General features: G+C 40.4%; 14 protein-coding genes. 13 read left to right on the top strand and 1 reads right to left on the bottom strand.

Translation table 11 applies throughout. The annotated features are described in order from the left end of the window. From rplO to B2727_RS01330, 11 genes are all read left to right on the top strand, one after another. Positions 1–340: 50S ribosomal protein L15 (gene rplO, locus B2727_RS01380; RefSeq protein WP_291347401.1), on the top strand; the 340-nt coding region annotated here is incomplete at its 5' end. 45 nt (positions 341–385) lie between these two features. After that, a complete protein-coding gene (gene secY / locus B2727_RS01375) occupies positions 386–1,705 on the top strand; it encodes a preprotein translocase subunit SecY (RefSeq protein ID WP_171248672.1) in 1,320 nt (439 codons plus the stop codon). Between the two features lie 21 nt (positions 1,706–1,726). Continuing rightward, positions 1,727–1,843, top strand: a complete 117-nt coding sequence (rpmJ, locus tag B2727_RS01370) for a 50S ribosomal protein L36 (protein WP_000867907.1) — start codon at positions 1,727–1,729, stop codon at positions 1,841–1,843. A 107-nt stretch (positions 1,844–1,950) separates the two neighbouring features. Continuing rightward, a complete protein-coding gene (rpsM, locus tag B2727_RS01365) occupies positions 1,951–2,307 on the top strand; it encodes a 30S ribosomal protein S13 (protein WP_005201198.1) in 357 nt (118 codons plus the stop codon). 19 nt (positions 2,308–2,326) lie between these two features. Further along, positions 2,327–2,713 carry a 30S ribosomal protein S11 gene (rpsK, locus tag B2727_RS01360; protein WP_004281491.1) on the top strand — a complete coding sequence of 129 codons (387 nt, stop codon included), beginning with the start codon at positions 2,327–2,329 and terminating at the stop codon, positions 2,711–2,713. A 12-nt stretch (positions 2,714–2,725) separates the two neighbouring features. Continuing rightward, positions 2,726–3,352 (top strand): 30S ribosomal protein S4, encoded by a 627-nt coding sequence (gene rpsD / locus B2727_RS01355; protein ID WP_004657698.1) that lies wholly within the window; start codon positions 2,726–2,728, stop codon positions 3,350–3,352. An 18-nt stretch (positions 3,353–3,370) separates the two neighbouring features. Beyond that, positions 3,371–4,378, top strand: coding sequence for a DNA-directed RNA polymerase subunit alpha (locus tag B2727_RS01350; protein WP_004804125.1), 1,008 nt, complete (start codon positions 3,371–3,373; stop codon positions 4,376–4,378). 18 nt (positions 4,379–4,396) lie between these two features. Then, on the top strand, positions 4,397–4,762 hold the full coding sequence (gene rplQ, locus B2727_RS01345) for a 50S ribosomal protein L17 (RefSeq protein WP_004641032.1): 366 nt from the start codon (positions 4,397–4,399) through the stop codon (positions 4,760–4,762). Positions 4,763–4,912: 150 nt separating this feature from the next. Next, positions 4,913–5,410: a GNAT family N-acetyltransferase gene (locus tag B2727_RS01340; protein WP_033134244.1), complete on the top strand. Its 498-nt coding sequence runs from the start codon at positions 4,913–4,915 to the stop codon at positions 5,408–5,410. Between the two features lie 351 nt (positions 5,411–5,761). After that, positions 5,762–7,252, top strand: coding sequence for a flavin-containing monooxygenase (locus B2727_RS01335; protein WP_004804131.1), 1,491 nt, complete (start codon positions 5,762–5,764; stop codon positions 7,250–7,252). Between the two features lie 127 nt (positions 7,253–7,379). Continuing rightward, positions 7,380–7,880, top strand: a complete 501-nt coding sequence (locus B2727_RS01330) for a DUF2059 domain-containing protein (protein ID WP_005201193.1) — start codon at positions 7,380–7,382, stop codon at positions 7,878–7,880. A 49-nt stretch (positions 7,881–7,929) separates the two neighbouring features. Here B2727_RS01330 and B2727_RS01325 read toward each other — a convergent pair whose 3' ends face one another. Beyond that, positions 7,930–9,102, bottom strand: coding sequence for an acyl-CoA dehydrogenase family protein (locus B2727_RS01325; RefSeq protein WP_033134245.1), 1,173 nt, complete (start codon positions 9,100–9,102; stop codon positions 7,930–7,932). A gap of 187 nt (positions 9,103–9,289) precedes the next feature. On the opposite strand from B2727_RS01325, the gene B2727_RS01320 reads away from it, so the two are divergent. Then, positions 9,290–9,547, top strand: a complete 258-nt coding sequence (locus B2727_RS01320; RefSeq protein ID WP_004804137.1) for a succinate dehydrogenase assembly factor 2 — start codon at positions 9,290–9,292, stop codon at positions 9,545–9,547. After that, entirely contained in the window at positions 9,540–9,929 is a 390-nt protein-coding gene (locus tag B2727_RS01315) for a hypothetical protein (RefSeq protein ID WP_033134246.1), read from the top strand. Before B2727_RS01320 ends, B2727_RS01315 begins: the two co-directional genes overlap by 8 nt. Positions 9,930–10,212: the final 283 nt, after the last annotated feature.

The following is a 10,212-nucleotide window of genomic DNA, read 5'->3' as shown; positions in this document are numbered from 1 at the left end:
CCGTGGTGTCAAAGGTCAAAACTCACGTAAAAGTGGTGGTACTCGTCCAGGCTTTGAAGGCGGCCAAACTGCGTTATATCGTCGTTTGCCTAAATTCGGTTTCACTAGCCAAATCGCTTTGAAAACTGCTGAAGTACGTTTGTCTGAGTTGAATAAAGTTGAAGGTGATGTTGTTAGCCTTGAAACTTTAAAAGCTGCGAATGTTGTTCGTCGTGACCAAATTCGTGCTCGCATCGTTCTTTCTGGTGAAATCACTCGCGCATTCACTGTTAAAGGTGTTGTGTTGACTAAAGGCGCTAAAGCTGCTGTTGAAGCTGCTGGCGGTAAAGTCGAGGAGTAATCTCGAGTGTCTATGACTCCTAGTTCTTCAGGTCATGTAAACATGATGAAAGGCCAACCATTTCATGTGAAATACCGTGAAATTATTCGTCGATTAATGTTTTTGATTGGCGCGTTATTGGTCTTTCGACTAGGAGCGCATATTCCGTTGCCGGGGATTGATAATGTAGCGCTAGCACAGTTTTTTAAAGCTAATGAAGGTACCTTCTTAGGTTTATTTAACATGTTCTCTGGTGGTGCATTAGAACGCATGTCGATTCTGGCGTTGGGGATTATGCCGTACATTTCTGCATCGATTATCGTGCAATTAATGTCTACGGTAGTTCCTTCGCTGGAAGCTTTGAAAAAAGAAGGCGAGCAAGGCAAACGTAAGATCAATCAATATACGCGTTACGGCACCTTATTTCTTGCACTCGTGCAAGGTGTAGGGATGTGTGCTGGCTTGATTAGTCAAGGTATTACCTTAACGTCAGGCCTAGCATTCTACGTTCCAGCACTAACTTCGTTAGTTGCTGGGACGATGTTCTTGATGTGGTTGGGCGAGCAAATTACCGAACGTGGTGTTGGTAATGGTATCTCGATGATCATTTTCGCAGGTATTGTGGCAGGTTTGCCAAATCTTGTGATTCAGTCGTTTACGTCTGTACAGAATGGTCAGGGTAGCTTAATTGGTTTAGCTGTATTCGGTTTACTCTCATTAGCCGTTTTAGCTGCGATCGTGTTTATTGAAAAAGCACAACGTCGTATCCCAGTGAACTACGCACAAAAACAGCAAGGTCGTCGTGTATTTACTGCACAGCAAACACATTTGCCGTTAAAAATTAACATGGCAGGTGTAATTCCAGCGATTTTTGCAAGCTCATTGTTATTATTTCCAGCGAGTTTGGGACAATGGTTAGGAAGTGCTGATCCAAATGCAGGGATTGTGAAGCGCAGCCTACAAGATCTGGCATTGGTGTTATCGCCTGGACAGCCGTTGTATTTAATGCTCTTTGGCGCGTTAATTATCTTCTTCTGTTATTTCTATACGGCGCTAGTTTTCAGCCCGAAAGAAGTTTCAGAGAATTTAAAGCGTAGCGGGGCATATGTGCCTGGTATCCGCCCAGGTGAGCAAACGGCTCGTTATTTAGATCATATTCTTAACCGTTTGACCTTCATTGGTGCAATTTACATTACTGTAGTGTGTTTAATGCCTATGGTATTGCAAAGTTCGTTTGGTATTCCATTCCATTTGGGTGGAACATCTTTATTGATTGTCGTCGTAGTCGTAATGGACTTTATGGCGCAACTCCAAGCGCACCTTACTTCGCATCAATATGATAATCAAACGTTAATGAGAAAAACGACTGCTCATCCTAAGGGATAAGCGCACTTAGAAGGTTTCATCATGAAAGTACAAGCTTCTGTAAAGAAAATTTGTGGTAGCTGTAAAGTTATCCGTCGTAATGGGGTTATTCGCGTAATTTGTAGCGCAGAACCTCGTCATAAGCAGCGTCAAGGTTAATTTAATTAAGACCTGTTGATTTCAGTAGGCTAATTAGGTTATTATCCGCCCCTCAAGATTTTTGTGGGGCGGTTGATTATCTTGACTGCCTTTTTGGAGAAAATTGAATGGCTCGTATTGCCGGTGTAAACATTCCGGATAACAAGCATGCTGTTATCTCTCTCACGTATATTTTTGGTGTAGGTCGCCACACTGCTAAGAATATCTTAGCTTCTGTTGGTATTGCTGAAACTACTAAGATCCGTGAATTAGATGATGCTCAGCTTGATGCGATTCGTGCAGAAGTTGCTAAGGTTCCGACCGAAGGTGATTTACGTCGCGAAATTTCCATGAACATTAAACGTTTAATGGATTTAGGCTGCTACCGCGGTCTTCGTCATCGTCGCAGCTTGCCTGTCCGTGGACAACGCACCAAAACTAACGCACGTACCCGTAAAGGTCCGCGCAAACCGATTAAGAAATAAGATTTCTGGAAGCTAAAAGATGGCTAAAGATACTCGCGCACGCAAGAAGGTCACTCGTACCGTCTCTGAAGGTGTCGCACACATTCACGCTTCTTTTAATAACACCATTGTTACGATTACCGATCGTCAAGGTAATGCATTGGCTTGGGCTACCTCAGGTGGACAAGGCTTCCGTGGATCACGTAAATCAACACCGTTTGCTGCTCAGGTAGCTGCTGAAGTTGCTGGTAAAGCTGCTTTAGATTACGGTTTGAAAAACTTGGACGTCCTTGTAAAAGGTCCTGGTCCTGGTCGTGAATCTGCGGTTCGTGCATTAGGTGCAGTGGGTTATAAAATTAACAGCATTACCGATGTGACTCCAATTCCGCACAACGGTTGCCGTCCACCTAAAAAACGTCGCGTGTAAGGAGAAACATTCATGGCTCGTTATATTGGTCCAAAATGCAAACTCTCTCGCCGCGAAGGGACAGACCTGCAATTAAAATCTGGCGTTAAACCGTTTGACGTTAAGACTAAAAAACATGCTAAAGCTCCTGGCCAACATGGCGGAGCTCGTGGTAGCAAACAATCAGAGTACTCACTACAATTACGTGAAAAACAAAAAGTACGTCGTATGTACGGTGTGTTAGAGCGTCAATTTAGTAACTACTACAAAGAAGCTGCTCGTGTGAAAGGCGCAACAGGTGAAAACTTGTTGAAATTGCTTGAAAGCCGTCTTGATAACGTTGTTTATCGCATGGGTTTTGGTTCTACACGTGCAGAAGCTCGTCAGTTAGTATCTCACCGTAGCATCACTTTGAACGGTCGTCGTGTTAACATTGCATCTATCCAAGTTAAAGCTGGTGATGTAATTGCAGTACACGAAGGCGCTAAACAACAATTACGTATTAAAAACGCAATTGAATTAGCTGCTCAACGTGGTATCCCTGCTTGGATGGAAATTGACCATTCTAAGTTAGAAGGTACGTTTAAAGCTGCACCAGATCGTTCTGATTTACCTGCTGAAATCAACGAAAGCTTGATTGTAGAATTGTATTCTAAATAATCCTTGAGGTAGCAATAAATGACGCGTACTGCAAACGAGTTTCTAACTCCGCAAGCGATCAAGGTCGAAGCGGTGAGCGGGACCTCGGCAAAAGTGATTCTGGAACCTTTAGAGCGTGGCTTTGGTCATACTCTAGGTAATGCTTTACGTCGCATTCTATTGTCTTCTTTACCTGGCGCTGCTGTGGTTGAAGTGGAAATAGAAGGTGTCGAGCACGAGTACAGTACTTTAGAAGGCTTGCAGCAGGACATCGTCGAGCTCTTGCTGAACCTAAAAGGATTGTCTATTAAGCTGTTCGATCAAAACGAAGCATATTTGACATTAGAGAAACAAGGGGCGGGTGACGTAACTGCAGCTGATCTTCGTTTACCTCATAATGTTGAAGTGGTTAACCCTGATCATTTAATCGGTACTTTGAGTTCTACAGGTTCATTGAAAATGCGCCTTAAAGTTTCTCAAGGTCGTGGTTATGAAACATCTGACTCACGTTTCCCTGAAGGTGAAACACGTCCTGTAGGTCGTTTACAGTTAGATGCTTCTTATAGCCCAATTAAGCGTGTTTCATACACAGTAGAAAATGCTCGTGTTGAACAACGTACCGATCTTGATAAGTTAGTGATTGATCTTGAGACTAACGGAACTGTTGATCCAGAAGAAGCAATCCGCAAAGCGGCAACAATCTTGCAACAACAAATTGCAATTTTTGTTGATCTTCAGAAAGATCAAACTCCTGTTGCTCAAGAGCCTCGCGAAGAAGTTGACCCAATCTTGCTTCGTCCAGTAGATGATCTCGAGCTAACTGTTCGTTCTGCTAACTGTTTGAAGGCAGAAAATATTTACTACATTGGTGATCTTGTTCAACGTACTGAAGTTGAGTTGTTAAAAACTCCTAACTTAGGTAAAAAATCGTTAACAGAGATCAAAGATGTTTTGGCTTCGAAAGGTTTACAACTCGGCATGCGTTTAGAGAACTGGCCACCAGCTAGTCTCCGTATGGATGACCGTTTTGCCTATCGTAGCCGTTAATTAAGTAGGACTATCACCATGCGTCATCGTAATAGTGGTGTGAAATTAGGCCGTACCAGCAGCCACCGTAAGGCGTTGTTCCAAAATTTAACAAATGCTTTAGTTGAGCACGAGTTAATTAAAACAACTTTACCTAAAGCGAAAGAACTTCGCCGCGTTGCTGAGCCTTTAATCACTTTGGCAAAAAACGATACAGTAGCAAACCGTCGTTTAGCGTTTGCTCGTACTCGTTCTGCAGCAACTGTTGGTAAATTATTTACCGTTCTTGGCCCTCGTTACAAAGAACGTAACGGCGGCTATCTTCGTGTTCTTAAAGCGGGCTTCCGTGCAGGTGATGCTGCACCGATGGCTTACGTTGAACTCGTTGACCGTGAAGTAAAATAATACTTCTACGTGTAGAACAGTCAGTTGTTCCAAAAAAGGCCGGTGTAATAACCGGCCTTTTTTATTTATCTTTTTAATTAATCTGTGTTTGGCCAACTGGTTGATATGCTAAATTAAGTCGCGTTCTTATAAAAATTCAAATAGACAAGTATGCTAAATATTGAGATTAAAATTCTAAGTGTGAATGAGCTGAATGACTTTAGAACGATCAGGCTTTCAGCTTTAGCAAAAGCCCCTGAAATGTTTGGTTCTACTTATCGTATAGAAGCGGTAAAGCCATTAAGTTTCTTTGAAAATTGCTTATCTAGTTCAACAGTTTTTGGCGTTTACTACAACGATAAAATTATTGGTTCAGCGACTTTAACCCGAGAGGTCGCAACAAAGCTTGCTCATAAGGCTTATTTATCAAGTGTATTTATTGAACCTGAATTTCAAAGACAGGGGGTGGCAGATAGATTACTCAGGACTGTTATTGAACATAGCAAAGAATATCTAGAACAAATTTTACTTATTGTCGCTGATGATAATCAGCCAGCAATTAAGCTATATCAAAAGTTTGGTTTTCAAACTTATGGAGTGGAATCAAAAGCCTTGAAAAATAACGCAGAATATATAGATGAGCTTTTGATGAAGCTATTTTTATTCTAGGATATAAATGGCATTTTCTATTTGAAATTAAAGCTATGATCTAAAATTGCTAATACATCTATTTCTACATCATCTCTTATCCTGAGCTTTTTCCTTAAAAGTTGTCTCCCTGTAGATATTGAATAAAGCATGTTTATAAGTATTCAGTGAGTACAGATAATTTTATTCATCTACGAAAGCAAACCCTCTACTGAACGAAATCCAAGCAGAAATCTCAGGATTTTTTAGCACTCTTTTTTCTAAAATTGTCCCGAAGTGATATGAAAAAACCGATGAATGACCAAACTTGACATTGCGTATTGTCAAATTTGTGCTTTAATAAAGTCATGGTTTATACAGGGTATAAAAAAAATGGAAAAGCAAGTTGATGTATTAATTATTGGTGCAGGTATCTCTGGGATTGGGTTAGCTGTGCATCTCTCGAAAAACTGTCCACAACGTAAATTCGAAATCTTAGAACGTCGTGATAGCTTTGGTGGGACTTGGGATTTATTCCGTTACCCTGGTATTCGTTCTGACTCGGATATGTCAACGTTTGGTTTTAATTTTAAACCATGGGCAAAAGATAAAGTATTGGCAAGCGGTGCTGAGATCAAGGGCTATTTAAGCGATGTGATCAGTGAAAATCAGTTAAAAGATAAAATTCATTTTGGTCATCGTGTCCTTTCTGCAAACTACGATTCTGCAAAGAAAAAATGGGCTGTTGAAATTGAAGACAGTAACAAGAAAAAGCAAACTTGGTCTGCAAATTTTGTGATGGGTTGCACAGGCTACTACAACTATGATCAAGGTTATGCACCGAAATTTCCAAAACAAGAAGATTTCAAAGGCCAATTGATCCACCCACAACACTGGCCTGAAAACCTAGATTATACAGGTAAGAAAGTCGTTATTATTGGTAGTGGTGCAACAGCAATTACCCTTGTTCCTTCAATGGTGAAAGGCGGTGCAGGGCATGTAACCATGTTACAGCGTTCTCCTTCTTATATTGCGACGATTCCTTCAATTGACTTCATTTATGAAAAAACGCGTAAATTTATGTCTGAGGAAACCGCTTATAAATTTACCCGTGCACGTAATATTGGTATGCAACGTGGTATTTATGCATTAGCACAAAAATATCCAAAAACAGTACGTCGCTTATTGTTGAAAGGTATTGAGTTGCAGTTGAAAGGTAAGGTGGATATGAAACACTTTACACCAAGCTATAACCCTTGGGATCAACGTTTATGTGTCGTACCAGATGGTGATTTATTCAAGGCATTACGTGAAGGCCAAGCCAATGTTGAAACAGATCAAATTGAAAAATTCACGGCAAATGGTATTCAATTGAAGTCTGGTAAACACCTTGAAGCAGATATTGTGATTTCAGCAACAGGTTTAGAAATCCAAATCTTGGGTGGCGTGAAAGGCACAATTGATGGTAAGCCAATGGATACCTCTCAACACATGCTATATCAAGGTGTGATGGTCAGTGATGTACCAAATATGGCAATGATCATTGGCTATATCAATGCATCTTGGACCTTAAAGGTTGATATTGCAGCGGATTATATCTGTCGTTTGCTGAATCATATGGACAAAAATGGCTATGATGAAGTCATTGCCCATGCGGATCCAGCATTGCGTGAACAAGATACCATTATGGGTAAAATGTCTTCTGGTTATATTGCACGTGCAGCAGATGTAATGCCGAAGCAAGGTAAAAAAGCACCGTGGAAAATCACCAATAACTATCTTGCGGATCGTAAAGAATTGAAAGATGCATCATTCAATGACGTGGTCCTGCAATTCCATAAACGTGGTGAGCAAGTCGATCGTAAGCCAAAGCTAGTGTCGTAATTATTTATTGAATTTATTAAAAAACCCTATGCATAAGCATGGGGTTTTTTATTTGCAATCGGGCTTTAAATTCGATCAATATCGCGTATATTGAGCACATTAGAAAATTTTGATTAGGGATAATACGATGAAAAAAATCATCATCTTAGGGACATTATTATTCAGTACATTGGTGTTTGCCGATGATGCAAAACAAAAAGAAGTCATTGCGCAAAAGCTGGTATCTGTTGACGGGACTGAACAAGGTTTGCAAAACACCGATAAAATGATTTTAGAGCAAATTCGTATGCGTTTGCCAAAAGACTTACCTGAAAGTTTTTATACCGATTTGAGCAAAAATCTGAATAGTGAACAGCGTAAGCAATTTATCGTGCAACGTTATGTGGAAAGTTTTAGCCAGAAAGAGTTACAAGCTGCATTGACCTTTTATCAATCTGTAGAAGGTAAGGCTTGGGCAAAGAAAGCCAGTGATGTTGGCAGTGAAGTCGCACATTTCACCACACAAAATGCACGTACTGCACTGAATACCACCATGCAACAATATATTGAGAATCCAAAAGTTAAGCAGCTAATGGCAAGAATGAATCCGCAGCCCGTTCAAACGACTGAAAAACCTGAATCGAAATAAATAAAAAAGCGATCGTGCATCGGGCACGATCCCTTTGTTGTATTGCTATTTAGAGGGTACGAGAAATGAGTTCTTTCATAATTTCATTGGTACCTGCATAAATACGATTGGCACGGTTGTCGATATAAGCACGGGCAATTGGATATTCCAGCATATAACCATAACCACCATGTAGTTGTAAGCAGTCATCTACAACTTTTGAGAACATGTCGGAAATTTTGTATTTCGCAGCTGCGGCCGCATCCACACCTAAGTTTTCTTCAAGCTGTAGTTCCATACAGCGATCGAGATAGGTACGACAGAAATCAATTTCAGTGCGCAATTCCGCCAGTTTAAAGCGAGTATTCTGGAAGGTACTAATGGCTTTGCCGAATGCTTTACGATCTTTGGTGTATTGCACGGTATGTGCAAAGGCTGCTTCAGCACCTGCTTGACAGATAATTGCGACCAGCATACGTTCCCAAGCGAGTTCTTTCATCAACATGATAAATCCCATGCCTTCCATACCTAATAGGTTTTCTTTCGGCACACGGACATTATCAAAGAACAATTCACAGGTATCTTGGCCTTTCATCCCAATTTTGTTCAAAGGTTTACCTTTGCTGAAACCAGCACGATCCGCTTCTACAATCAGTAAGGATAAATTGGCTGAGCCTTTTTCATTGTTGCCTGTTTTACACACCACAATCGCCATGTCGCAAAGATAGCCATTGGTAATAAAGATTTTAGAACCATTGATGACATATTCATCGCCATCCAATACGGCAGTCGTGCGAACTGCTTGTAGGTCGGAACCTGTACCAGGTTCAGTCATCGCAATCGCTGTGACGGCTTCGCCTGTTGCCATTTTTGGTAACCAGTGTTGCTTTTGCGCTTCATTGCCGAAGTTGTTGATATAGTTGGCAACAATATCTGAATGCAAAGAGAAGCCCGTGCTTGAATCCATGGCATAGGCTTGTTCTTCGATCAGAATCATACTGTAGAGACGATCGACACCTGAGCCACCATATTGTTCTGGCATGGTCGTGCAAAGTAAGCCAAGTGCACCTGCCTTATTCCATAAGTCACGATCTACATGTTGTTGTGTTTCATATTTTTCAATATTAGGAACAACTTCTTTCTCATAGAATTTACGCACGGTTTCACGGAATGCTTCATGGTCTGAAGTAAACAGTTTGCGTGGCAGCATGTTTGGAATTGGACGAATAGCACCTGATTGCATTTGTTATTTTTCCCTAGTGTGTTGGATTTAAATCATCTTCATCACCATACAAGAAATTGAAAATAGTGAACAATGTGATCAATGCTCAATTTGATTGATGTATTTGGTCACTTGAGAAAAATCTCTCAGAACTTCATCGGGGAGATCGGGTACACTATGGAAAAATTGTTGCATTGCGGAGCCAATAATGTCTGATGAAATGACACTGGAAGAGCGTAAGGTTGTGTATCGTGCGCGTCGCGGTTTAAAAGAAATCGATGTGTATTTTGATCCTTATGTTAAAAACCACTACCTGACAGCTGATATTGCTGAAAAGGCATTATTTGCCGAGTTGGTTGATCAAGAAGATCCAGATTTATTGGATTGGTTTATGGAGGTAGGGGAACCACCTCGTGCAGAATTAAAAGATTTTATTTTAAAATTAAAACACTATGTCCATGGCTAATGGTGTTTTCGAGCTGCAACGCAGTCGTTTTGCGATGATATTGCAGCTCTTGATTTTCATTGCCATCCTTAGTTTAACCTATTCCTTACTTACCTTATGGATTTGGCTACTGTGCTTTGGCATGATGGGCTTTGCTTGGTTTTTATTTTTGAAACGACCTCAAATTAGACGTTTTGAATACTTGGATCATCAAGAATGTTCGTTCGAATTTTATGACCCCAAATTAAAGATCCAGCGTAGACAGATCATCAAAATATTAGATCACCAACTTTATATCGCGCTCTATTTTTCTCAGGAAAAGCATAAAAATTGCATTATTTGGTGGGATCAATTGTCATATTCGCAATGGAAAAAGCTAAAATTACGCGCAAAACTGGGATGATTGTTCGACAATTCTACAACTGTATAAAATTAATAAGAATATAAATTTCAATAATTTAATTAAAATTAAGGTTTGTCTTGTTTAAATTGTTAGATTAAATACTCTAAAAAATAGTGAAAATTATGATTGTCAGACAATCTGACGATCAAGTCCGATTTATTTTCGTTAAAGTACAAACACCAACGTAAAGGGTGGTGGAGGTCCTAAATGGAAATTCCAACATGGTCGTTTCTGGTGGTCGCAATCATTTTTGCGATTGTAGTAGGAAGAGCAGGAACTTTAC

The organism is Acinetobacter sp. UBA991, from assembly GCF_002292065.1.
In the GTDB taxonomy this organism is placed as follows: domain Bacteria; phylum Pseudomonadota; class Gammaproteobacteria; order Pseudomonadales; family Moraxellaceae; genus Acinetobacter; species Acinetobacter higginsii.
This window is presented reverse-complemented; position numbering and strand designations above follow the sequence as displayed.